The organism is Burkholderia sp. BCC1996 (genome assembly GCF_905339955.1).
Taxonomy (GTDB): domain Bacteria; phylum Pseudomonadota; class Gammaproteobacteria; order Burkholderiales; family Burkholderiaceae; genus Burkholderia.
In genome coordinates this window covers 327175-351455 of record NZ_CAJPHM010000005.1, presented here as the reverse complement: position 1 = coordinate 351455, position 24281 = coordinate 327175, and the positions used below count along the sequence as shown (strand labels likewise).

Annotated in this window: 21 protein-coding genes and 1 pseudogene; 15 read left to right on the top strand and 7 right to left on the bottom strand. The window is 62.1% G+C overall.

Features of this window, described 5'->3' with window-relative positions; genetic code table 11:
• Positions 1 to 225 precede the first annotated feature (225 nt).
• Positions 226 to 912 (bottom strand): GntR family transcriptional regulator, encoded by a 687-nt coding sequence (locus U4Z64_RS09755; protein ID WP_205672897.1) that lies wholly within the window; start codon positions 910 to 912, stop codon positions 226 to 228.
• Positions 913 to 1062: 150 nt separating this feature from the next.
• Complete coding sequence (locus U4Z64_RS09750; protein ID WP_205672896.1) at positions 1063 to 1353, bottom strand: DUF1330 domain-containing protein; 291 nt, start codon at positions 1351 to 1353, stop codon at positions 1063 to 1065.
• Between the two features lie 111 nt (positions 1354 to 1464).
• On the opposite strand from U4Z64_RS09750, the gene U4Z64_RS09745 reads away from it, so the two are divergent.
• The 7 genes from U4Z64_RS09745 to U4Z64_RS09715 all read left to right on the top strand — a co-directional run bounded on the left by U4Z64_RS09745 (position 1465) and on the right by U4Z64_RS09715 (position 8255).
• Positions 1465 to 2067, top strand: coding sequence for an amino acid synthesis family protein (locus tag U4Z64_RS09745; RefSeq protein ID WP_071335971.1), 603 nt, complete (start codon positions 1465 to 1467; stop codon positions 2065 to 2067).
• Positions 2036 to 2854 (top strand): alpha/beta hydrolase, encoded by an 819-nt coding sequence (locus U4Z64_RS09740; RefSeq protein ID WP_321819839.1) that lies wholly within the window; start codon positions 2036 to 2038, stop codon positions 2852 to 2854. The genes U4Z64_RS09745 and U4Z64_RS09740 overlap by 32 nt, the downstream gene beginning before the upstream one ends.
• A gap of 1 nt (position 2855) precedes the next feature.
• The gene (locus U4Z64_RS09735; protein WP_321819838.1) at positions 2856 to 3791 is read left to right on the top strand and encodes a flavin reductase; all 936 of its coding nucleotides are present in this window, start codon (positions 2856 to 2858) and stop codon (positions 3789 to 3791) included.
• An 11-nt stretch (positions 3792 to 3802) separates the two neighbouring features.
• Positions 3803 to 4840: an LLM class flavin-dependent oxidoreductase gene (locus U4Z64_RS09730; RefSeq protein ID WP_321819837.1), complete on the top strand. Its 1038-nt coding sequence runs from the start codon at positions 3803 to 3805 to the stop codon at positions 4838 to 4840.
• A 12-nt stretch (positions 4841 to 4852) separates the two neighbouring features.
• Positions 4853 to 6322 (top strand): aldehyde dehydrogenase, encoded by a 1470-nt coding sequence (locus U4Z64_RS09725; protein WP_321819836.1) that lies wholly within the window; start codon positions 4853 to 4855, stop codon positions 6320 to 6322.
• Positions 6323 to 6437: 115 nt separating this feature from the next.
• Positions 6438 to 7850: a purine-cytosine permease family protein gene (locus U4Z64_RS09720; RefSeq protein ID WP_321819835.1), complete on the top strand. Its 1413-nt coding sequence runs from the start codon at positions 6438 to 6440 to the stop codon at positions 7848 to 7850.
• A gap of 15 nt (positions 7851 to 7865) precedes the next feature.
• Positions 7866 to 8255: a carboxymuconolactone decarboxylase family protein gene (locus U4Z64_RS09715; protein ID WP_321819834.1), complete on the top strand. Its 390-nt coding sequence runs from the start codon at positions 7866 to 7868 to the stop codon at positions 8253 to 8255.
• A 583-nt stretch (positions 8256 to 8838) separates the two neighbouring features.
• On the opposite strand, the pseudogene U4Z64_RS09710 reads toward U4Z64_RS09715, so the two are convergent.
• Positions 8839 to 9075: pseudogene (locus U4Z64_RS09710) on the bottom strand (transposase); the annotation flags it as partial.
• A 374-nt stretch (positions 9076 to 9449) separates the two neighbouring features.
• Between U4Z64_RS09710 and U4Z64_RS09705 the strand changes: the two are divergent.
• From U4Z64_RS09705 to U4Z64_RS09685, 5 genes are read left to right on the top strand one after another with little or no spacing between them, the layout of a single operon-like run.
• Positions 9450 to 11051: an SAVED domain-containing protein gene (locus U4Z64_RS09705; protein ID WP_321819833.1), complete on the top strand. Its 1602-nt coding sequence runs from the start codon at positions 9450 to 9452 to the stop codon at positions 11049 to 11051.
• Between the two features lie 12 nt (positions 11052 to 11063).
• Positions 11064 to 12398: a nucleotidyltransferase gene (locus U4Z64_RS09700; protein WP_321819832.1), complete on the top strand. Its 1335-nt coding sequence runs from the start codon at positions 11064 to 11066 to the stop codon at positions 12396 to 12398.
• A gap of 10 nt (positions 12399 to 12408) precedes the next feature.
• Entirely contained in the window at positions 12409 to 14100 is a 1692-nt protein-coding gene (locus tag U4Z64_RS09695; protein WP_321819831.1) for a HesA/MoeB/ThiF family protein, read from the top strand.
• Positions 14097 to 14621, top strand: coding sequence for a Mov34/MPN/PAD-1 family protein (locus tag U4Z64_RS09690; RefSeq protein WP_321819830.1), 525 nt, complete (start codon positions 14097 to 14099; stop codon positions 14619 to 14621). The genes U4Z64_RS09695 and U4Z64_RS09690 overlap by 4 nt, the downstream gene beginning before the upstream one ends.
• A 14-nt stretch (positions 14622 to 14635) precedes the next feature.
• On the top strand, positions 14636 to 15193 hold the full coding sequence (locus U4Z64_RS09685; RefSeq protein WP_321819829.1) for a 3'-5' exonuclease: 558 nt from the start codon (positions 14636 to 14638) through the stop codon (positions 15191 to 15193).
• A 452-nt stretch (positions 15194 to 15645) separates the two neighbouring features.
• Here the strand turns inward: U4Z64_RS09685 and U4Z64_RS09680 are convergent, their stop codons facing one another.
• From U4Z64_RS09680 to U4Z64_RS09670, 3 genes are all read right to left on the bottom strand, one after another.
• Positions 15646 to 17922: a S8 family peptidase gene (locus tag U4Z64_RS09680; RefSeq protein ID WP_321819828.1), complete on the bottom strand. Its 2277-nt coding sequence runs from the start codon at positions 17920 to 17922 to the stop codon at positions 15646 to 15648.
• A gap of 187 nt (positions 17923 to 18109) precedes the next feature.
• Positions 18110 to 19135, bottom strand: coding sequence for an ATP-binding protein (locus tag U4Z64_RS09675; protein ID WP_321819827.1), 1026 nt, complete (start codon positions 19133 to 19135; stop codon positions 18110 to 18112).
• A 38-nt stretch (positions 19136 to 19173) separates the two neighbouring features.
• Entirely contained in the window at positions 19174 to 19476 is a 303-nt protein-coding gene (locus tag U4Z64_RS09670; RefSeq protein ID WP_212266549.1) for a helix-turn-helix domain-containing protein, read from the bottom strand.
• Between the two features lie 2123 nt (positions 19477 to 21599).
• Here U4Z64_RS09670 and U4Z64_RS09660 point away from each other — a divergent pair.
• Both U4Z64_RS09660 and U4Z64_RS09655 read left to right on the top strand, forming a co-directional pair.
• Positions 21600 to 21908: an ArsR/SmtB family transcription factor gene (locus tag U4Z64_RS09660; RefSeq protein WP_059449595.1), complete on the top strand. Its 309-nt coding sequence runs from the start codon at positions 21600 to 21602 to the stop codon at positions 21906 to 21908.
• A 71-nt stretch (positions 21909 to 21979) separates the two neighbouring features.
• The gene (locus U4Z64_RS09655) at positions 21980 to 23041 is read left to right on the top strand and encodes an alkene reductase (RefSeq protein WP_321819826.1); all 1062 of its coding nucleotides are present in this window, start codon (positions 21980 to 21982) and stop codon (positions 23039 to 23041) included.
• Positions 23042 to 23056: 15 nt separating this feature from the next.
• On the opposite strand, the gene U4Z64_RS09650 is transcribed toward U4Z64_RS09655, so the two are convergent.
• Positions 23057 to 23584 carry a GNAT family N-acetyltransferase gene (locus U4Z64_RS09650; protein WP_321819825.1) on the bottom strand — a complete coding sequence of 176 codons (528 nt, stop codon included), beginning with the start codon at positions 23582 to 23584 and terminating at the stop codon, positions 23057 to 23059.
• Between the two features lie 83 nt (positions 23585 to 23667).
• On the opposite strand from U4Z64_RS09650, the gene U4Z64_RS09645 reads away from it, so the two are divergent.
• On the top strand, positions 23668 to 24279 hold the full coding sequence (locus tag U4Z64_RS09645) for a LysE family translocator (protein ID WP_044846680.1): 612 nt from the start codon (positions 23668 to 23670) through the stop codon (positions 24277 to 24279).
• Positions 24280 to 24281: the final 2 nt, after the last annotated feature.

Sequence of the window (24281 nt, the reverse complement as noted above, 5' to 3'; positions counted from 1 at the left end):
TCATGGCGTGCTCCCGTAATCACTGCGTTACCCGATGAGATTATGGTATGCCATCTTATGGGCTACAACAATGAACATCGTATTATGGAATACCATGAGTCGAATCCACCGACAAAACGGCATGGAAAAGCGACTGGCAAAACAAAAGGCCGCCGGCGTTGTGCGCCGGCGGCCTTTGATGTGCAGCCCGAACCGCGCGGATCGAAACCCGCGCGCCGGATCCCGTCAGCTTTCGTCGACGGCCTCGTCCTGTTGTGCGAGCGCCGACAACGCCAGCTCGGCCACCCGCTTGATGTGCGCGGCCGATGCGGCCGACGCCGCGTCGCCGTCGCGCCGCTCGATCGCGTCGAGCAGGCGGTTCATCTCGGTATTGGAATCGCCGCCGCGCCCCGGCATCGCAATGGTCAACGCCCGCAGCCGGTTGATGCGCGCGTTGAGCGTCTTGACGACCGTCAGCGACACCTGCTTGCCCGCGGCCTCGAACAGCGCTTCGTAGAAACGCTCGGTGTATTCGAGCACGCGCGGCAGTTCCTGCTTCTCGAACGCGTCTTCGATCGTTGCGCGGATCTCGCGCAGCTGCCGCACGACGTCGGGCGTCGCGCCCGCGGCGCACGCGCGTGCGGCATTGGCCTCGAGCAGGCCACGCAACTCATAGATCTCGCCGACCTGCGCCGGATCGAGCCGCGCGACCACCGGGCCTTGGCGCGACACGGTCTCGACCAGCCCTTCGGTCTCCAGATGCCGCAGCACTTCGCGCACCACCGTGCGGCTCACGCCGAGTTCGTCGCACAGCGTGCGCTCGACGAGCCGCGCGCCGGGGCGGAAATAACCCTGCACGATCGCGCCGCGCAGTTTGTCGAGCGTCAGTTCGCGCAAGGTCTTGGCATTGCGGTCGATTTTGAGGTCTTGCATGGGCGGCACTCTGAAAACGGATGGGCGGCTGGCACCCGGCGATGCGCCGGACACGGACATGGAATGCCATATTATGACTTAACTGCCGGTCGGCTTTCCATACCGCGCCGCCACACGCCGCCGTCCCACGCAATACCAGCCCTCGCGCCCTCAGCCCTCCAGCCCCTCGACGATCGAGACCTGCGCGCGGCAATGCCCATCCCGCTTCGCCTTCGCCGCCTGGTACTCGGGCGAGTGATAGCACGCGAGCGCCGTCTCCATATTCGGGAAGCGGATCACGACGTGGCGCTCGAACGACTCCCCCTCCAGCACCTGCGATGCGCCCCCGCGCGCGAGGAATACCGCGCCGAACTGCTTGAACGCCTGCGGCGCGAGGTCCGTGTAGTCCTTGTACTTCGCGGGGTCCAGCACCTGCACGTGGGCAATCCAGTACGCACTCATTTTTCACCTCCACTGTCGGGAAATTTCGAGACACGGGTTAACACTCATGGCATGCCGTAACATGGTATACCACAATGAATCCCACAATCAACGCACGAAAGGAAAGGTGCCATGAGCCTGATTCGGAAATCCGTCCTCCATGTCGAGACGCTCTACGTGGATGGCGACAAGGTCGCTGCCAAACCGCTGAAGATGATCGGCGCGGTTGCCGTGATCAAGAACCCGTGGGCAGGCCGCGGGTATGTCGAGGACCTGTCGCCGGAGATCCGCGCGCTGGCGCCGCAGTTGAGCGAACACCTGACCAAACTGATCCTCGACGAAGCCGGTTCGGGCGACGCGGTCGAAGCGTTCGGCAAGAGCGCGATCGTCGGCCTCGACGGTGAGATCGAGCATGCGTCCGCGCTGATCCACACGCTGCACTTCGGCAACACGTATCGCACGGCCGTCGGCGCGAAGTCGTACCTCGCGTTCAACAACACGCGCGGCCCGGCCAATGCGCCGCTGCTGATTCCGATGATGGACAAGAACGACGAAGGCCGCCGTTCGCACTACCTGACGCTCCAGTTCTCGATTCCGGACGCCCCGGCCGCCGACGAGCTGGTCATCGCCATCGGCGCCGCCACCGCCGGCCGCCCGCACCACCGCATCGGCGACCGCTACAAAGATCTCGCAGAGCTCGGAAATGACGTCAAGAACCCTGCCGCTGTCAAATAAGCGCGTCGCCCACTATCTCGACCAGGGCGCCGGCGAACCGTTGGTGCTGATTCACGGCGTCGGCATGCAGGCGAGCGCGTGGTATCCGCAGATCGACGACCTGTCGCGCGACTTCCGCGTGATTTCGGTCGACATGCCCGGTCACGGCACGAGCGATGCGCTCGCCACCGACGCCGACCTGCAGCAATTCGTGCAATGGGCGATCGAATTCATCGAGGCGCTGCAGGTCGGCCCCGTCAACCTGGCCGGCCATTCGATGGGCTCGCTGATCGCCGCCGGCGTCGCGGTGACGCGGCCCGACCTGGTCAAGCGCGTGGCAGTCCTGAACGGTGTGTACCGCCGCACCGAGCAGGCGCGCGAAGCCGTGCTGCAACGCGCCGCCGAACTGCGCTCGGGCACCATCGACGTCGATACGCCGCTGCGCCGCTGGTTCAACGCCGAGGAAGCGCAGCAGGTCGCCGCGCGAAAGGTGGAATCGTGGCTGCAGTCCGTCGACCTGGCAGGCTACGCGACCGCGTACACCGCGTTCGCGAAGGGTGACGAGGTGTATGCCGACGGCTGGCACCGGATTACCTGCCCTGCCCTCGTGCTCACCGGATCGGACGACCCGAACTCGACGCCCGAGATGGCCCGGCAGATGGCGCAGGCCGCGCATGACGGCACAGCCGTCGTGATCGAGAACGAGCGCCACATGGTGAACCTGACCGCGCCCGAGGAAGTCAATCGCGCCCTGCGTGCCTGGTTGCAGACCGAGCCACAGGCGGAAACCCTGAAATCGGAAGTGTGACATGAGCCAAGCAACCAGCCAGGAAGCCCCGACCATCAACACCCGGGAGCTGCGCGACGCGTTCGGTGCGTTCATGACCGGCGTGACGATCGTCACCACCGCCCGCGACGACGGCCAGCCGCTCGGCTTCACCGCGAACTCGTTTTCGTCGGTGTCGCTGGACCCCGCGCTGCTGCTCGTCAGCATCGCGAAGACGTCGAGCAATTTCCAGACGTTTTCCACCACCGGCCACTTCGCGATCAACATCCTCGCGGAAGGGCAAAAGGATCTGTCCAACACGTTCGCGCGACCCAGCGACGATCGCTTCGCGAAGGTCGGCTGGCACCTGAGCGCGCATCGCAACCCCCTGATCGACGACGTCAGCGCGTGGTTCGACTGCACGACGCACGCGGTGATCGACGCGGGCGATCACGCGCTCATCGTCGGCAAGGTCGAGGCGTTCCATTCCGCCGGCTACGCAGGGCTCGGCTATTACCGCGGCGGCTATTTCACGCCGGCGAAGCTGTCGGCCGAGGTGATCGCCGGCCCGAAGGTCATCGTGAGCGCGATCATCACGCGCGACGACAAGGTTCTCATGGTTCGGACGACCGACGGCAAGTGGGCGCTGCCGACGAAGGAGATCGGCAACGAAGGCGCGGACAAGGCGCTCGCCGAACTCTTCAGGCAATACCAGCCGGACGCTTCGGCAAGCTTTATTTATTCGGTCTACAACAATACCGAAACGCACTACCAGTACATCTCGTTCCTCTGCAGCGCACCGGACGAAGTGGCGGCCGCCGGCGAATTCGTGAGCCTCGACGACATCGAGGCCGACGCGTTCCAGGACAGCGCCCTCGCCAGCATGCTCGAGCGCTATCGCAAGGAGAGCCAGTTGAAGAGCTACGGCCTCTACTTCGGCGATCACAGCACCGGCACCGTCCGCCCGCTTCTTTCCTGAAAGGTCACATCATGCGTTTTTCGCTTTTCGTTCACATGGAGCGCGTCTCCGACCAGACCAGCCAAAAGCAGCTGTACGACGAAATGGTCGAGCTGTGCCAGATCGCCGATCGCGGCGGCATGCACGCCGTCTGGACCGGCGAGCACCACGGCATGGACTTCACGATCGCGCCGAATCCGTTCATCAACCTCGCCGATCTCGCCAACAAGACGAAGCGCGTGCGGCTCGGCACCGGCACGGTCATCGCACCGTTCTGGCACCCGATCAAGCTCGCCGGCGAAGCCGCGATGACCGACATCATCTCGGGCGGCCGCCTGGAACTGGGCATCGCGCGCGGCGCCTACTCGTTCGAATACGAGCGCCTGATGCCGGGCCTCGACGCGTGGGGCGCGGGCCAGCGCATGCGCGAACTCATCCCGGCCGTGAAGAAGCTGTGGGAAGGCGACTACGCGCACGAAGGCGAGTTCTGGCAATTCCCGTCGACGACGTCGTCGCCGCTGCCGCTGCAGCGCCCGCATCCGCCGATCTGGGTGGCCGCGCGCGATCCGAACAGCCATGAGTTCGCGGTGGCGAACGGCTGCAACGTGCAGGTCACGCCGCTGCACTTCGGCGACGAGGAAGTCGAGAAGCTGGTCGGCCACTTCAACGCCGCGTGCGAGAAGTTCCCCGACGTGCCGCGCCCGCAGATCATGCTGCTGCGCCACACCTACGTGGCGAGCAGCGAGGACGACGCGCAAGTGGCCGCCGACGAAGTGAACGTGTTCTACAACTACTTCGGCGCGTGGTTCAAGAACGAGCGGCCGGTCAGCCGCGGGATGATCAAGCCGCTGAGCCGCGACGAAATCGCCGCGCACCCGTTCTACACGCCGGAAGCGATGCGCAAGAACAACGTGATCGGCACGCCCGCCGAGGTCATCGAGCGTCTGAAGGCATACGAAGCGCTCGGCTTCGACGAGTACTCGTTCTGGATCGATACCGGCATGAGCTTCGAGCGCAAGAAGGCGTCGCTCGAACGGATGATCCGCGACGTGATGCCTGCGTTCCAATAAGGGGACGACGCCATGAACGTGCATTTTCAGCTGTATATCGACGGGCAGTTCGAGCCCGGCGCCGCGACCTTCGGCAGCCTCAATCCGGCAACCGGCGCAGTATGGGCGCAGATGCCGGAAGCGCGGACCGACGAAGTCAATCGTGCGGTGGCGGCAGCCGGCCGTGCGTTGACCGATCCGGCCTGGGCCGGGCTGTCGGCGTCCGCGCGCGGCAAGCTGCTGTACAAACTTGCGGATCTCGTCGAACGGGCCGCGCCGCGACTCGCTGAAATCGAAACGACCGACACCGGCAAGATCATCCGCGAAACGTCGAGCCAGATCGCGTATGTCGCCGAGTATTACCGCTACTACGCGGGTATCGCCGACAAGCTCGAAGGCAGCAGCATCCCCGTCGACAAGCCCGACATGCAGGTGTGGCTCGAGCGGCAGCCCGTCGGCGTGGTCGCCGCGATCGTGCCCTGGAACAGCCAGCTGTTCCTGTCCGCGGTCAAGGTCGGCCCGGCCCTCGCGGCCGGCTGCACGGTGGTGCTGAAGGCATCCGAGGAAGCGCCGGGGCCGTTGCTGGAATTCGCGCGCCTCGTGCACGAGGCCGGATTCCCGCCGGGCGTCGTCAACGTCATTACCGGCTTCGGCCCGGAATGCGGTGCGGTGCTGAGCAGCCATCCTGGCGTGGACAAGGTCGCGTTCACCGGCGGCCCCGAGACCGCGCGCCACATCGTGCGGAACACGGCCAACAACCTCGCGAAGGTGTCGCTGGAACTCGGCGGCAAGTCGCCGTTCATCGTGTTCGCCGATACCGATATCCAGAGCGCGGTGAATGCGCAGGTCGCCGCGATCTTCGCGGCGAGCGGCCAGAGCTGCGTCGCGGGTTCGCGTCTGCTGATCGAGGCGTCCGTCAAGGAGCGGTTCCTTGCGTTGCTGGTCGAGCGTGTGTCGCGCATTCGCGTCGGATCGCCCAACGAGCGGGAAACCGAGTACGGCCCGCTGTGTACCGAGCGGCAGCTTCGCAACATCGAGGCAGTAGTCGCGAGCTCGGTGCGCCAGGGCGCGAAGGTGCTCGCCGGCGGAAAGAAGCTGGAGCGCGACGGGTTCTACTACGCACCGACGATCCTCGACTGCACCGGCGTCGCCCAAACCGACAGCATCACGACCGAACTGTTCGGCCCGGTGCTGTCGATCGATACGTTCGCATCCGAACAGGAAGCGATCGACAAGGCGAACAGCACGGCCTATGGCCTCGCGGCCGGCATCTTTACGACCAATCTCACGCGCGCGCACCGCGTGTCGAAGCGCGTGCGCTCGGGCATCGTCTGGATCAACACCTATCGGGCGGTATCGCCGCTCGTGCCGTTCGGCGGCTTCGGCCTGTCCGGGCACGGCCGTGAAGGCGGCCTGAGCGCCGCGCTCGAATACACGACCACGAAGTCCGTGTGGCTGCGCACGTCGGACGATCCGATCAGCGATCCGTTCGTGATGCGTTGAGCGGCTGCGCGTTAGCCTGCAGTATCAATTCAAGGCTGCGAAAACCATGCATCGCCGCGCGCGTCATCAAACGCGTGCGGTGACGCATGGCCCCGGCAATAAAGATGGAGACAGCATGACAAAGCAGGAAAGCGACGGCGGCGTTCTCGCCATCGAAAGCAACTCGATTGAATATGTTCCGCCGGAGGCGCGGCACGGCAAGCCGGCCGACCTCTTCACCCTGTGGTTCTGCACGAACCTCGCCCCGCTGGCCGTGATCTCCGGCGCGACGTCGGTACTGGTGTTCCACCTCGACCTGATAAGCGCGATCGTCGCGATCGCGGCCGGACAGTTCTTCGGCGCGATCTTTCATGCGCTCACTTCCGCGCAGGGGCCACTGGTCGGCGTGCCGCAGATGATCCAGAGCCGCGCGCAATTCGGCCGCTACGGGTCGCTGCTGGTGGTGGGATTCACCACGCTGATCTATCTCGGCTTCTTCGTGTCGAACATCATTCTTGCGGGCAAGACGCTGCACACGGCGGCGCCCGCGGTGCCCGTGCCGGTCGCGACGGTGATCGGCGCGATGCTCGCAACGCTCGTCGGCGTGATCGGCTGCCACTTCATTCATCGCTTCAACAAGATCGGCGCGTGGTTCATGGGCGGTGCGCTCGCGATCGGCATCGCGCTGATGGCGCCGGGCCTCGACGCGCGGATCTTCGCGCAGGGCCATTTCGACTTCGCGAACTGGTTCGCGATGTTCGGGCTGTGTGCGGTGTGGCAGATCAGCTTCGCCCCCTATACGTCCGACTATTCGCGCTATCTGCCGGCTTCCGCCGGATTCGGGAGGACCTTTGCGTACACGTACTTCGGCACGTCACTGGGGACGATCTTCGCGTTCCTGTTCGGCGTGCTCGCCGTCAGCACCGGCCATTCGTCGGACGCGATGCAGGCGATCCGCGAGCAGACCGGCGCGTTCGGCTACGTGCTGATCTTCCTGTTTCTGGTCAACATCATCGGCCACAACGGGATGAACCTGTATGGCGCGGTGCTGTCGTTCATCACCGCCGCGCAGACGTTCCGGCCGCACTGGGTGCCCGGCCGCAATGTGCGCGTCGTCGTGTCGGCGGTGCTGCTTGTGGCGTCGACCGCGGCTGCACTGTGGGCATCGAGCAATTTCATCTCGATCTTCCTCAACGCGATCTTCGCGCTGCGCATCGTGCTGGCGCCGTGGATCGCGATCAACCTGATCGACTTCTACCTGGTCAACAACCGCCGCTACCGGGTCACGGAAATCATCAGCAGCAGTGGTGGCGTGTACGGGGCGTTCAACGTCAAGGCCATCGCGATCTACGCGCTCGGGATTGCGGTCCAGGTGCCGTTCATGGAGGAGAGCTTCTTCCACGGCGCGTGGGCATCGGTTCTCGGCGGCGCGGACGTGTCGTGGATGGTGGGCCTCGTCGTCACCGCGACGGTCTGCTACCTGTTCGCGTCGAAGGACGGTTCGCGTTCGCGCGGACGGTGCCCGGCGGGCGCCGGGGCTTTGGAATAACGGAGGAAATCACTCATGAACGAAGACGATGCACTGTTTCAAAAGGGTTTGCCGATTCGCCGGGAAGTGCTCGGCCCGGAATACGTCGACGCGTCGATGGAAAAGGCCGATGCCTTCATGATGGCGTTCCAGCGCGCCACCACAGCGTGGGCGTGGGGCTGGGCGTGGGGCGACGAGACTCTCGATCGCAAGACGCGCAGCCTGCTCAATCTCGCGATGCTGACCGCGGCCGGTCATACGAACGAACTCAAGCTTCACGTGAAAGGCGCGCTCAACAACGGCGTGAGCGTCGATGAAATCAAGGCGACGCTGCTGCATGCGACCGCCTATTCGGGCATTCCGAACGGGCTCAGTGCGTTCAAGGCCGCGCATGAGGTACTGGTGGCCGAGGGAGCATTGAAATGAGCGGACCGCTTGAGAATAAGTGAACTTGTCACGTCGACGATCGCAGTCTCCCGAAGCATGCGAAAACCTCCTGAATTCAGGAGGCACCGCGCACTGCTGTCGTCACCGAGAGTGCTGTCACGAAGACCAGTGTCGACTCGCCCACTGCTCCGTTGCAGCATCTGCGGCGGTGGTCACGCTGGGCGTAGACCAAAATAAAGTCGTCACCGTTTGCGAAGCAAAGATGTCACTTCGTCCGTCGTCGTTGACCAAAGAATCCGAAACCCTCGGGAATTCATGAGGTTGCACATCGCGCAATAAAGTTGTTACTGTGCGTGGCATCGCGAAGAGCGGTGTCAACTCCCCCGCGCTCCCGTTGTAGCGTCGGCCATCGCGGTCACTCGTCGATCGAAACCTGAGTTTGAACGCACAATAGTGCAGTAGCGATAAGGTTCCCTATCGCTAGAGCGTCGATCCCGATGCCCCGAACTGCACGCGACAGTGAATGGCGGCTCTGCAGCGACGCGAACGACTCTTAACGACGGTGGATTCAACCCGTCGAGCAACAAGCTTGATGGAATCGTTCAGCCGGTATATCGAAGTTTAGTGTCTTGCGTGGACGTTCGTTGAGCATTGATTCGGCCAACAGGCGCTTGAGCTTGTTGTTCAGTTCCTTCAGGCGCCGCGCTTCGGAGACCGTCATCCCGCCGAACTTCGCTTTCCAGTTGTAGTAGGTCGCTTCCGAGATGCCGTACTTGCGGCACAGCTCCGCCGGCTTCAGGCCAGCCTCAGCTTCCTTCAAGATGCCGATGATTTGTTCTTCGGTGAATCGCTTTTTCATTGCCGTTCCTCTCTGGAACGGACTCTACACCGTCACCGTACTAAAACGCGGGAAGCAGGTCAGACGCGCCCCAATCCACCGCGGGCTGACGGAGGCATATCGTGAAAGACGAGGCAGGCGACTCTGACCTCACAGCGCGGAGGGAGGCCGTCGTTGCGGTCAGCTTGCATGTCCACCATCATTCAATGTGCAAAAAAATGAAGGATCACCTTCTTGTTTTCATTGGGCAAACGTTTGCAATTCCAAAAAAGTGAAATTAAAAAACTCCTTTGCGAGTCGCAAAAATAATTTCCCATTATTCGTAAAACGATGTCTTGAATTGGTTCAGGTGCGCGCATATATAGTGTCCGCCCGTCACCACGAACTCCTGGCCCATGACAGTTGCATCGACCGCAGTCCCAACCTCGCCCGCCACCGGCCCAAGCTCGGCTGCGCTCACTGGACTTGACGACGTCGCTCTTTCCGCGTGGCTGAAACAACAAAAGACCAATAGGAATGAGGTCGTTCTCGTCTACGCTGGAACTACTTGCAAGGTGTACGAGAAGGCTAGTGACCGTGGCGTCCTTCAGTCGGCGGACCCGGAAGGTAAGTCGAAGACTGCCTTCAAGGCGCTGGCGAGGCAGGGGCGTCTCTACTCCGTCGAGATTCCGTCCGCAGAAATGGCTGCTGTGGCGACGGCGAACGCAGCGTGGGCTCCACAAAAGATGTCCGAGGAAGACATCGACGAATTCGTGGAGCGGCGCAAGGTGCACTTGGGACGCGTGGAAGGGCGCGGGGAGGCAATCACCCCGGACACGGCGAATCAGGTTTGGGCTGATGCCGGTGGATGCTGCATGTTCCAGGGTTGCGGACATGATTTGAGCATCGTGCCGTTGTACAACAAGGGGGCACGGATTGCCTATCTGGCACACATCATTGCCTCTGACCCGTGCGGCCCGCGAGGAACCGACGAGGACTCCCACAGGCTTTCCAACGCACCCGAAAACATCATGCTGATGTGCGATGCACATCACCGATTGATTGACAGCTTCGCACCTGATCGTTTCGACGCTCAACGATTGCGCGACATGCGGCGGCACCACACTGCGATGGTCCGGAGCTATCGCGCTGCAATGCGGCACCGCGTAGCGCAGGTAGTGACCATTTTCGGCGACATCGGCGCTACACCAACGCACTTTCCTGATAGCGAGTTCATGGAGGCACTCCTGTCCGAGGAGCTCTCCATGCACCCTGACGTGAAACGGCATCTGGTATATCAGAGCCGTGACGACCGGACAGCTCCTGGTTTCTGGGGAAACTATCTGCGGGAAATGCAGCTACAAATCGGGCTGATGGTGCAATCGCTCAGTCGACCCAGTGCATCCGCGCCAGACGAACTCGCGGTGTTTCCGCTGCATCACTCGGCAACTCTCGTGCTCGCCGGTCGCATCGTCGGCGAGGCGCGCCGGGTTCGGGTGTTTCAGCCTTCGCGCGGGCGCAGGTCGTGGTTGTGGAACCGGGACGCCGAGGCACATCCGGCCGGTACCTTCAAGGTTATCGGGGATACGGACTCGCCGACCGATGAAGTGCTTCTCACGGTCGAACTGACTGCACATCTCGATGAGAGCGCCATTCCGCAGAGCCTCGCCACAGCCGTCGTCAGCGGTGCTATTCCGCGGATTCGACTCACGACTGACACGCCGAATGGTGAGTGCCTCCAGCGGAAAGAGGACCTCGACCAGGTCATACGTATTGCTCGAAATGCCATCAACGACATCCAGGACAAGATGCACGCTCGACGTGTGCACCTCATCGTCGTCGCTCCGGCAAGCGCGGCGTTCAGCATCGGGCAACTCCTGCAGGCGGGGCACCACACCCAATTCACCCTGTATGACCGCGCGAACTGGGAACAACCGTTCGGAGAGGCTTTCACCATCAATGGCCACAGTGTTGTTCCGCCTGCTGGGTCTGACCAAACCCCTATAACGATTCGCTAAAGGAGACATCGCATGGCCTTGACCAAAAACGCAATGCTCGTTGAGCAAGCCATCAAACGCCGCGGTGGTGTTGCGGAGCTAACGAAATCCATGGTTATCGCCATGGACAGCTACGCGGACAGCGTGTTCGATGGCGTCCAACGCTCAGACCTGCCCACGAAAATCATTCGCGAGCGAGAGCCGTTCACGCATGCTTTGAGCCTAATAAACGACCACATCACCGTACGGCAGGAGGAAATCGAAGCTGCTTCCGCCGCCTATGAGGATATTTCCACACGGCTGGTGAACAGGCTCGATTGGCCAAAGAATGCCATCAACATCCATCCGCAAGGCTCCGCAAGTACCAAAACCCTGATTCGCATGCCAGATCGCACAAAGTTCGATATTGATGCGGTCTGCGAAGTCGACATTACCAAGGTACAGGCGCAAGACCCCATGGCATTCTTCGAGGCTATCGGCGAAGCATTGGATGGGCTGGAGGTTGAACCCAAGAAGCGCTGCTGGAAAATCAACTTCAGCGGCAAGCCGTTCTATATTGAGTTCACGCCTTCCGTACCCTTGGAAACGATTGCAGTGTCGCAGCGGGAAGCGTTGCACCTCAAGCCGGCCGAACCTGAGTTCGCAAACACCGCGTTGGCGGTCGTCGACACGCCGCAAAAAAAGTGGAAGACCTCGAATCCAGCCGGAATTCGAAACTGGGTCGAACGTGTTTCTGCTCGGACCATCGTCGCGAACATGGTGTTGGAAGCATTCGCGAAGTCCGCACACGCGAACATTCAGCCAGTGTCCAAGCAGAGCGTTGAGGTGGAAGAAACTCTCCGCGTGGCCATTCGTCTCTTTAAGAGGCACCGAGACATGCGTGTCCATAGACACGAAATCGATAGAGATTTTCAACCCATCTCCATTATTCTTGTCACGCTAGTTACAACCTGCTACGACGGCCTCGCAGATCTCATTGATGCAGGAGAGCTACCGCCCTTCGCGCACCCGGTTGATGCTCTTATCGCAATAGCTGACCTGCTTCCTGAAATGATTCCGCACAACCCTGATTGGGGCTACCAGTTGGCGAATCCGACTGTGGTCGGCGAGAACTTTGCGGAACGCTGGAATGACGATGACGGCGAACGCGCGCAGACGTTCGATGCCTGGTGTGGGCTTCTGCGCGCAGACCTCGAGAGAATCGCAGCGTTGACCGATCCCAAGGAGATTGAAGCGGAAACTCGTGACGTCTTCGGCTGCCATGCGGAAAGCAATCCGTCCGGCTCTGGTGGCTCGGGTGGTTCCGGACCTTCCATCTCGATTCCCCGCCCGCCTTCGCCTGCTCCCAGCACCCCGGGCTTGGCATAACGGTCATCGCATGAGCGTCGAACTCTCGTCCCTTCGTGATGAGCTCTCGGAGGTACTGCTTGAACCTCCGATCCGAAACCGTGACGGCTCCACCGCGTACAGGCTCGCATTGTCGAACGTTCCAGCGTGGGGGCCAATATCGACCGCCGAAGTCGTCTTTCCGACAGGATTCCCGGACCGTGCTATCGCTCGCGTCCGTCTTTCGTCGGATGCGGTGCTTCAGGTACCTCACGTTGAGGAGGGAGGGTTCCTCTGTATCGACGGTGACCCTGGTCCAGGGCGAGGTCTGACCACGCTCGAGCGAGTGCAGAACCTCCTTATCAGCTTCCAGGAGCAGTTCCTCGTCCCATGGGCAAACGGAGACCTCAACGACGACTTCGCGAAAGAATCCCAGAACTATTGGGATATTTACGTCGCTCGCCTTTCGACCAAGGATGATGTAACTCGCGCGGTCTGGACTGTTGGCCCGGCCCCGCGACGAGCTCAAGTTCGTGAAGGTTTGCTTCTGCAGGGGGGCGGACTCATCGTGGCGGGAGAACTCGACAATCCGTTCGTGCAGCGGCTGATTAAGTCGCTCGGTCACAACGCGCCCCCGCACCGCCGCGTCATCATTGCTGAAATTCCCATCTCCCATCCCTTTGTACCATCAACGTGGCCGCGGAACACGGAGGCTCTACTTCGAATTTTGAAAGCACGACTCAAGGCGCCTGACTTCCGCCGCTTTCTCGATCAGAGCATACGTCGACAACGGTCTCGCGAACACCGGATAGCTCTGTTTCGCTCCCGCGAAGGAGCATTTGCGTTTGCGCTGCCCGGCGGCCCTCCAACGATTCGTCCTGCAATGCGGCCCTACAGCGGACAACGTGCGCGGTCGCGCCGATCGCTCCAGCCGTTGTTGGTCGAGCGCGTTGACCCAGACTGGACAGTCGGACGTGACCAGTTTCCGCAGGTATCTTCTCGACAAGCCAAGCACGTAGTCGTGTTTGGTGCGGGAGCCCTTGGTAGCCCGGTCGTCGAACAACTTGCAAAGGCCGGCATCGGCCGCATAACGCTCGTCGATTTCGACAATATGGAAACAGCCAACATTGGGCGCCATCTCCTTGGTCTTCAACATGTCGGCCATCGCAAAGTAACGGCAGTCGCCGATGCTATCAACAAAAGTCACCCTTCCTGTGTCGTCATCCCATTTTCGGGGAAGGCTCAGAAATGGCTCCAAGGAAATTCACTCCGTGATTTTGATTTGGCCATCGATTTGACCGGCGAGCCCACGGTGCAGTGGTATCTGAACGAGGCCCGACGCAACGAGCCATGTCCGCTCATTGTCGGCTGGATGGAACCGTTTGTCGCCGCGGCGCACGTCTGTATGTTGATGCCTCATACGCTCTGGTTCCCGAATGGGGCCCGCACAGACCGGCTCAAGCTTCTCGAAGCTATCGATTGGCCTAGCGATGTCACGCGACAGGTTCCTGGATGCAGCAGCCGCTTCCAGGCATATACGTCGGCAAACGCAGCATATGCTGTGGCTCTAGTGTCAGAAAATGTTCTCCGGGTCATCGACGGTGAAGTGGAGAGTTCCACGATTCTGAGCTGGGTACGAGGCCGGCAATTCCTCGATAAGCAGGGGCAAGATTTGAGGTATCGAGAGTGGGCAGCCGACGCAGCGGAACACGTCGGCATTACGAAGGAGCGTCCGTTCGTATGAGTTGTCGCACCTTCTTTTCGCACGACAAAGCGCGCTACGTGTTATTCACCGAAAGCGTGCTGCAGCATATGTATGGGTATGCACAGCGGGCCCGACACCAAACGGAAGCAGGCGGTGAGCTATTTTCGCCTTCGCCGTACTCCGCTAGCCTACTGGTGGATGCCATCGCAGGGCCTCACCCAGGAGACCGTCGCAGTCGATGTGCATGCAACCCCGATGTTCAAGCTACAACACAAGCTCGCAACACGCAGTATGCGTGCGGCCGTCATGCTGTCGGCCTGTGGCACACACACCCCGAGGCTCGGCCTAGCCCGTCTGGCCGGGACAGAGCGACTACGGAAGACTATCTTCGGGCGTTTAACGAGGACCGCGAGCGATATTTGACCGTCATTCTCGGGAATCGCGGTGATACGCCAGCGCTGACGGTTTGGTCCGCGGAGAAATGTGGGAGCTGGCAGCGTTGGACCGAATTCCGTGGGCAGCCGTCCGAGTTGCCGCTGGCAACACTTTCGATGCGATAAAGGTGGAGATTCGAATGGAAGTTCGGAATGAGGTTTTCATATCAGTCGACGTCGAAACGTCCGGCCCAGTCCCCGGCGAATACAGCATGCTCTCCATCGGAGCGTGCCTGGTCGATGCTCCTGAGTCGAGCTTCGAGCGCACGTTGAAGCCGTTGAATCGGAACGCCGACCCTGAAGCACTCGCTGTGACCGGGTTCTCGATCGAAGAGCTTGAGCAGAACGGAGCGGAGCCTCGTCAAGTCATGACCGAGTTCGGTGCTTGGGTCAAAGCTGCCTGTAGCGAAGGAGAAGTGCCGGTGTTCGTCGGGTTGAACGCCCCATTCGACTGGTCCTTCGTCAACTACTACTTCCACCGTTTTCACGTTGAAAATCCGTTTGGCTTTACCGCGCTCGACATCAAGGCCTACTACATGGGAGTGACGGGGTGCTCGTGGAGAGACACGCGCTCGAGCGCTATGGCTGGCCACCTACATCCCGCGCAAAAAGGAAATCACAATGCGGTTCAGGATGCCGTCTACCAGGCGGAGCTGTTTCGCTTAACTCGAGAGCACCGGAAGAAAGGCGGAAGCTGACCGAATTGCCGCACGACGGCAGTCGGTGCAGGCGGCAACCAACAAGCGCTGGCTGGGTCGACGGGACAGCGATAGCCCTGCTGCAATGGTTCGTTATCTCGGTGGCGCGCCTTATCTCAATGGCTCGCCTTGCGGCAATGTGTCTGGATGAAAGACTGCGACATCAAGTGACCGATGTGGCGAGATGCGAATAGGTGCTTGCGACCCAACGCGGTCATCCGACATGTCGGCCGTCGGATAGCCGCTTCTCGGCGCGCTGCTGTCAGCTTATCCCTTGGTGGGGGATAACGAGTAATTGGGCCGCTGGCCCCGTTCAAAGCATCCTCGAGCGGGGCTTCGGAACGCCCTGACCTCTGACTGAATTGGTAACGGCAATGATAACCTTGTCCAGATTGCTTGCGGCGTCATTTGCGCGTATGGAGGTGAGCGCTTTGCGGCGTTCGAGCCGACTATCAGACCTCGATCGCAATCTTGTTCGCGATCACGCTGTACAGGTCTATGTCCGTCTGCTCCGTCCGCAACGAAACGATGAGGCTATAGCGAGCCGGCAAGGCGTAGCGCTCGAGACCAGGACGCGTACGCCACCAGCCTGCGGCCGGATAGACCGCGAGAAAACCGCGGCTGGCCAACTCCGCGGCGGTGCCTTCCCAGACATCCTGATGTAGCGAGCCTCGGTGCCGCTGTCGATCGCCCAAGTGCCACCCGGTGTCGCTAAGGTTGGGAGCAGAGCCATCGCCTTCCTGCTGCGCGGCCGCGTTGATCCGAGCCACGAAATCCTCGACTGATGCCTCAAGGGGCCGCTTGAGGTCAAACCGCAGGCGATGCGACGGATAGTGGAATTTCGAGGCTGCACCGCGGGCAGAAGGATTGGGCTCCACAAAGTAAGACAGCGTCACCCGCATCTCCACCCGGACGTCCTGCAGGGCCTCAAGCTCCTCCTTCGGCCATGGCAGCGCATGCAGATTCATGTCGCGGCTGACCACGCCGCGCCCCCTCTCCTTGGTGTAAGGGTGGACTGCATCCTCGATGACCAAAGACAAAGAGTTGCCCGCGCTCCACAGGGCGAGCTCGAGGTCCGGCGTCCCCCAGCCGCAATGACGAATCAGGTTCACGTAGTCTTGCTTACTGGGTTTTCCAGCCGCAGGCAGGAACATCTGTCGCATCGCTGGCGTCCACTCAGCGGCGTGAACGATCAGGGCCCGTACGGTTTCCGGCCGGAATTGCGGGTACGCCGCCATGATCTGCGCTGCCATCCTCGCGCAAAGCGCCGATGCCGCACTCGTCGCATTGGTGGTCGTAAACAGACGCTCATTCGGTACGTTATGCGTAGTGAGCAGATTGAGGGCGGGAACTCCAGAAGCACCCAGCTCGTCCTTGCCGACATTGCCCCCTTCGAAAACCACGTCGGGTTTTAAGGGCCACGCGCTGTCCCAAGTACGCGATGTCGTGGTGTAGGGGCTGAGGCCGCCTTCTGCAGCAATCGCCGCCAGACCCGCGATCTCAGTGTCGATCTTGTGGGTACAGGCGCCGACGGTCAGTGCATTCCAGGTTTGCCCCGGGTCGTGCACGAGATTCGTCGCCAAGCTATCGGGATACGTCATCCAGGCGTCATGACTGCGGGTGTTGCCGGCTGCCAGAACGAACAGCCGCGGGGTTTCGCCGCCGCCGTCGACATCTGATGCAAGGCGGTCGAGCATCGCCGACCACGAGGAGGGGCGACCACGATCACGGTAGTCGGATGCGGTAACCGCCGTCGCGAAAACCCGCGCACGGTCGGGCTGGGTAATCTCGGGTCGGCTGACCGCCTCGGCGAACAGATAGGCATGATGCCTGGCGTCACCCGCGTTGTCACCCTCTGCGGAAACGAGCTTCACGGATTCGAGCCGATGCGTCACTGTGACAGGCGCGGCCTCTCCAACGGCCGCGGTGAGTTCGCCGTAGGCAGCCAGACCAGCTAGGCCCGTCCCGTGATTGGCGGTATCGTCGACCCCCCAAGTCGGGTCGACAGTGTGCTGGTCGGGCCCGTCCAGCAGCGGCGCCAGCATCGGATGACCACGATTGACCCCGGAGTCGATGAGGCAGATATGCGGCGCGCCGGCAGCAGGCCAAACGGCGTGCTCCAGCATGTCGTCCATCCACGTGCCTTGCTCTTCGATCCCCATCCCATCGAAGAACTCAGCCGTGTCCTTCGCCTTGCGAAGTTCGGCAACGCAGTTGAGTAGCAGTACTGACTGGCTCAACTGCGCTTCGGATCCGAACATTGTGATGACCGTTCGCTCGGGAAAATTCGCCTGGTGCTCGTTGACTTCGCAACCCGCAGATTGCGCAAGTTTCTGAAAATCTTCAACAACCGCCTGCCGATCCTCTCGTACCGGCAGCCACACTTCCCACCAGAACGCCGTGTCAGCGTCGTCGGGTAGGAGTGCCGAGTCGTCGGTCCACAGTGCGCGTAGCTCCGCTCGACGGATAGACGCGATGGTATTCAACAGTGGCTTGTGGTCGAGCGATTGACCAGATGCACCCTTGCGATCAGCTAGGTACTCGGCGACGTAGGTCTCAAAGTGCTCCAGCTTGCCATCAGGAACGAACACGTTCGCAAAGGTCACGTCGCCCGCCTTGCGGACGCTGAGCAGCTCGATGCGCTTCGTCTCGTTTCCGAGGCTCTGGAATGCCAGTTCAACGTCGGGCTGGCCCTCGAATTCGACCTGAAGGCCGACACCGCTTTCCATGCCGCGTTCTCGCTGGGCCTGTGTTGCCTGCACCATCAACGGTCTGAGGGCCTGCAACTGTCTCTGGAGCGCCCGGCCATGTGTTTGTCGATCCCTCGCTGGTAGTGGCGGCGACGAACCACCACCCGGGCTGTGTGCTGTAAAGGCAACGGCCTCAGACGTGTTGGGAAGTACGAGGTGGGGTCGCTTATCGGCCTCTAGTGGCATCTCTAGATGGTTTGTTGTTATTTTCGAGTCGCGCGCTCAGGCGGCGTCGCTCCTCCAATGCCCGAACGAGCATCTGCGCCGAAACCTGCTCGCCTTCGTGCATCACAGTTTCCTTGATAGCTTCGTCCACCGCGCGCCGGATCTCTGCATAGCTGAGACCTTCCGCTTTGGCCGCCAGGGACTTCAACGCGAGCGGCTTCGGCGCAAATCGCGCGAGTCGACTGCGGATCAGTTCTCCCGCTTGCTGAGCGCTGGGTAGGTGGTACTCCAGGACATCATCAAATCGGCGAAAGAGCGCGTAGTCGAGGATCTCGGGATGGTTGGTCGCGGCGACGATCAGACTGTGCGATTGGTCGTGCTCGATCATCTGCAGGAAGCTGTTGAGCACGCGTCGTATTTCTCCCACGTCGTCCGCCAGCCCACGCTGAGATCCAATGGCATCGAACTCGTCGAAAAAATACACCCCGCGCACGTCACTGATGGCGTCGAACACCTGCCGCAGCTTAGCCGCGGTTTCGCCCATAAATTTGGTGATCAGCGCATCGAGGCGCACCAGAAAGAGCGGCACGCCAAGTTCGCCGGCTAGCACCGAGGCGGTCATTGTCTTTCCGGTGCCAGGGGGCCCTACGAGCAGCAACTTGCGTCGCGGCGATAGCCCGTGCTCGCGTATGCGCGCGCTCAACCGCTGCTCCTTCAGGATGCGCTGAATCTGTTCGCCGGCGCCTGCATCCAGGACCATGTCGACCAGCCGGCTCTTGGGATAGGTCACATGTAGCAGATTGGCCAGTTCGCCGCGTGGTTTGGCAAGCGGCACCAGCTTGCCTGCCTCTGCGTTGAGTCCACGAGACCTCGCGATGTCGATCATGTCACGCAGCTCTTCAGCCAACTTGCCGTGGCCGACCTTGGCCTCATGCGCTGCCACCTGCATCGCCACGGAGTAGAACTGGCCATCGTCACGATTGATATGTGACTTAACGAGCGCTCTGAGTTGATCAGCGCTGGCCATGATGGACTACCTCCCTACGAATCGTTGCAAGCTGCGAATCAGCCATGCGCGACCTCATCCTCATCAGCAGGCGCCGATGACACCACCGCGCGCCGCAATTCATCAACCAGACGTTCGTCGATGCGCCCCAGGTCGGAAGGCTCGGCAGCCACCAGAAACAATGTCCCGAGAGGCACATGCAAAGCGTCTGCAATTTTCGCGACCGTAGAAAGCGTAGGGTCGCGCTTGTTGTTCTCAAGAAGCGACAGGTAAGAGACAGAACATGCGGCGCGGCGGGCCACATCGCCCTGTGAGACCCCTTTATGCTGGCGAAACCAGCGAATCGCTCGTCCTACGTTCATGTTGATCCTCGACGGCGACCACTTGACTCGCCTCAACCCATCTAGACCTCACCATTTTACCAGTAGTCAAATGGATCGGGGGCCCTTTCGAAGGCTGCGGCACGATACCTCAAAGGGTCCCCGTGGCAGTCTGAGCTCTCGGGACGTTTGCGCGCCCTGCGCAAGCATCTAGGCCTCCAAGGGACATTGCTCCGACCAGATTCGCTGGGCATTACCGCTACTGGCGAGCGCTCATAGTGAGTTCAAACATTGTCGCCATCCTCGATGGCTTTGGAAACAGCCAGGATGTCGGTCAAGAGGGGGGCGGAGACGAGTTCGGGCATCTTGTCAGGAGTGGAGGAATCGGCGGGTCGGCGCGCGCCAGCAGTGGCCACGTTACCGGAATCTCAGCAACGGCGGAACCCTGCCGGGCGCTCCCCCAATTCTCTCCGCACCGCGGAGAGAATTCAGCCACCTAGCCGCCGAGGCCCTCACCTCTCACCTTGCTATTTGGGAGCGCTCGCAATTGAGCTTCCGCACCACCTGAGGCGAAGCCGTCTCTCCAGCAGCCCCGCCCGCATCGAAAAACCTCCAAGCCCGCGTGTGACGCAATGCCCAATGAACCCGCCCACCGGCACGTCGTCGCCTGCGCCAGAAACACAGGGGCGCCGAAACGGTGGCGGCAGCGTTTTTCGATCGCCGCGGCGGGGGCGCTCAATGCCCCTCGGACACGGTGCCTCGCGCGCGGAGGCTTCGCTCGATATCCCGAAATGAAGGGTAACATAGCCATTACTATGTGCCCCTCCACTTAAGGTGACTGCGTACAGCGACATCAATGACGCTGAATCCCCCTTCGTCCCCTCTCCACCCAATATTCCGATGAACGACGGTGCATGATGATACTTATTAACATCGTGCCGAGCGATCGACTTCCCCGCACCTCAACGTCGCACACCCGCGCCTGATCGACAACGCGGCGATCCGACGCGATGTGGTCGTCAGATGGCCGGCCGACCGCAATCGTGCAGACGTCTGCACGCTCCGACCGGTATGCTCCCGACAATCTGAGCCGGCGCTCAAGACGCGTTTTCGGCATCTTTGAACGACTTGCCCGTCGCCGCTACTGCGATTGCTATCTCAACGCCCGCCATCGGATTTCTACCGGTTCGTGCTGCCCGTTGCCCTTGAGCATTTCCGCGGAAGTCGGCAGACCACCGATTTCCCGAAAACCCTTGTTGGACAGCGATAGGACGGGTTCTCTGCGGATCTGGGCGCACATCGGAGACAACGATCACAATCGTTTACGTTTGGGCCGTGCCGGCCTGGATTTTTTAATTCCAACCGGACTCTCCACTCCGGCCGCACGCGACCGTCTGCGTGTACGGGCTATCGCTATCGTCTCGCCAGTCCGGCAACAGCGTCGCGAGCACGCCGGCCCCGGCGAAGTCGAGCAACTGCCGGCGGCGCACGCTCGCCGACGTCGGTGCCCGGCAGGAGATTGAACCGATACGACACGGTTTCGTCGTCGCCCCACCACCAGCCGTCGCCGCTATACACGTAGGGCGCGCTACTCGGGCAGACGGCCGCCACGTCCCTTTCCATTTCGTCAACGTCAGACTGCCGTCCGCGTCCACGGCGAGCGTCGTGGTCGCGCGTTGGCGTGGATCGCCAGTCTGAACTGGCGATCGAACTGTCGTGCTAGGGAGGCCAATCTTGCTGCTGCCTTGTCGGCAACGTCAGCATTGACGTTTGTTTAGGCAAAACCCGCGCCTTAATTCGAAAGCATTCTGAAATAATTTCGTTTCCCCTTGCCAGATCGCTCGCGTGCAAACTTTCACTTAGGACTATTGATTATTCACTCCGCAGTAGTAAGTTCTCGCGCTCGCTCTTGAACCTCCGACGCATCCAACAAAAAAATGCACACAACCCCTTTACATCAATCATTTACGTGACATTCGTCACATACTGAAATGTGAGGTGTGGACTTTTTTGTACGTTACCTCGCCATACCCCCAAGTGCGGGCTTTTTTGTTTGTCGACACCAACACCCCCACTTCCATCAGTGCCTTCATGCGTATCGTTATATTACGATATATGATTCGCCCATCGACGATACCCGTTTGCCCCGAACACCACGCCCTTCCATGCCGACCGAACTCGACATCGACGCGATCCTGAAAGCGCTCTCGAACCCCGTGCGCCGTGAAATCCTCGTCTGGCTGAAAACGCCGGGCGCGCACTTCCCGGAGCAGACGCTGCCGTACGACCACGGCGTCTGCGCCGGGCAGATCGACGCGCGCTGCGGGCTGTCGCAGTCGACTGTCTCCGCGCACCTCGCGACGCTGCAGCGCGCGGGGCTCGTGACGTCGACGCGGATCGGCCAGTGGGCGTTCTTCCGGCGCAACGAGGCCGTCATCGACGCATTTCTCGACGCCCTGCGTCGCGAACTCTGACCCAGGCCATGCGGGCCACCCGCCGCGCACGACGCGACGGCCATCCCGTCTTTCGTGAAAAGGTTATCTCCATGCCCACCCTCTTCGACCCCGTTACCCTCGGCGACCTGACCCTGCCGAACCGCGTCGTGATGGCGCCGCTCACCCGTGCCCGCGCCGGCAGCGCGCGCGTGCCCAACGACCTGATGGCTCGCTATTACGCCGAGCGCGCGTCGGCCGGCCTGATCATCAGCGAAGCGACTTCGGTCACGCCGCAGGGCGTCGGCTACGCGGACACGCCGGGCATCTGGTCCGACGAGCAGGTGGAAGGCTGGAAGCGCGTGACGCAGGCCGTGCACGCGGCGGGCGGCCGCATCGTGCTGCAGCTCTGGCACGTCGGCCGGATTTCCGATCCGGTGTTCCTGGACGGCGACCTGCCGGTCGCGCCGAGCGCGATCGCCGCGGGCGGTCACGTGAGCCTCGTGCGGCCGCCGCGTCCGTACGTGACGCCGCGCGCGCTCGACATCGATGAAATTCCGGGTATCGTCGCCGCGTACCGCAGGGGCGCGGAAAACGCGAAGAAGGCGGGCTTCGACGGCGTCGAGATCCACGGCGCGAACGGCTACCTGCTCGATCAGTTCCTGCAGGACAGCACCAACCTGCGCACCGACGCGTACGGCGGCCCGATCGAGAACCGCGCGCGCCTGCTGCTCGAAGCGGTCGACGCGGCGATCGACGTGTGGGGCGCGGGCCGTGTCGGCGTGCACCTCGCACCGCGCGGCGACGCGCACACGATGGGCGATTCCGATCCGGCCGCGACGTTCGGCTACGTCGCACGCGAACTCGGCCGCCGCAAGATCGCGTTCATCTTCACGCGTGAATCGTATTCGGGCGACCAGCTGAGCCCGCGTCTGAAGGAAGCGTTCGGCGGCCCGCTGATCGCGAACGAGCAGTTCACGCTCGAATCGGCGCAGGACACGCTCGCGAGCGGCCACGCCGACGCGATCGCGTGGGGCAAGCTGTTCATCGCGAATCCGGACCTGCCGCGTCGACTCGAACTCGGCGCACCGCTGAACAAGCCGGTGCCGGAGACGTTCTACGCCGAAGGCGAGACGGGTTACACCGACTACCCGGCGCTCAGCGACGCGGCATGACGGCCGGCGGCACGTTCATGCGCGCACGTCCGCGCGCATGAACACACGCTGCGTCTCGTCGAGCCCGCGTGCGACGTGATGCGCGCGGATCGCATGCAGCGTGTCGTCGAGCGATGTGTCGTCGATGATGTGGAAGCCCAGGCGCGCGTAGTACGGCGCATTCCACGGCGCGTCGCGGAACGTCGACAGCACGACCTGTGCGATGCCGTCTTGCGCGGCGCGCGTCATGATCCGATCGATCAGGCGCGCGCCGATCCGCTGCCCCGCATGCGACGGCGCGACGTCCAGCTCCTCCAGATAAAGCCGCTGCGCATCGAGCAGCCGGTAGAACGCGAAACCCACGCAGGCCCCCGCTTCGTCCGTCGCCACATACGCGCGACCGTCGTCGATGCGTGCGAGCACGTCGGCCGCATCGGTCGGCTCGCCTTCGGCGATGTCGGACATGCCGATGTCGCGAAAGCGCTGGGCGGCGGCCACTTCCACGGCGGCCATCGCGGCCGCGTCTTCCCGCGTGGCGGGACGAATCCGGATCGATACTGTCATCACGACGAGGTAGGCAGGCGGGAACGGCCGTCACTATAATCGAAACTTCATACCTTTCGAACGCCTTGCCCACGAGGTTCGCCATGACGCTGTCCGCGCTCGCCGTGTTCGCCATCGCCCTGCTCGTCACCGCCGGCACGCCCGGCCCGAGCGTCGCCGCGCTCGTCGCGCGCGTGCTGACGAACGGCGTGCGAGACGTGCTGCCGTTCCTCGCCGCGATGTGGATCGGCGAGGCGCTGTGGCTCACGCTGGCGGTGGCCGGGCTGTCGGCGTTCGCACGCACGTTCGAGACGGGCCTGCTCGTGCTGAAGCTGCTCGGCGTCGCGTACCTGCTGTTCCTCGCGTGGAAGATGTGGACCGCGCCGACCGACACGCAGGCCGGCGACCTGCCGCGCGGGCAGTCGCCGTGGCGCATGTTCGTCGCGGGCACGCTGGTCACGCTCGGCAACCCGAAGATCATGCTGTTCTATCTCGCGCTGCTGCCGACGATCGTCGATCTGACGCATGTCGGTGTGCTCGCGTGGGCCGAGCTCGTCGGCACGATGCTCGCGATCCTGATCCTCGCCGACTGCTTCTGGTCGCTGCTCGCGGTGCGTGCGCGGGCATTTCTGACGTCGGCACGCGCGAAGCGGGTCGCGAACCGCACGAGCGCGACCGCGATGGCGGGTGCGGCGGTGGCGATCGCGACGCGGTAGTC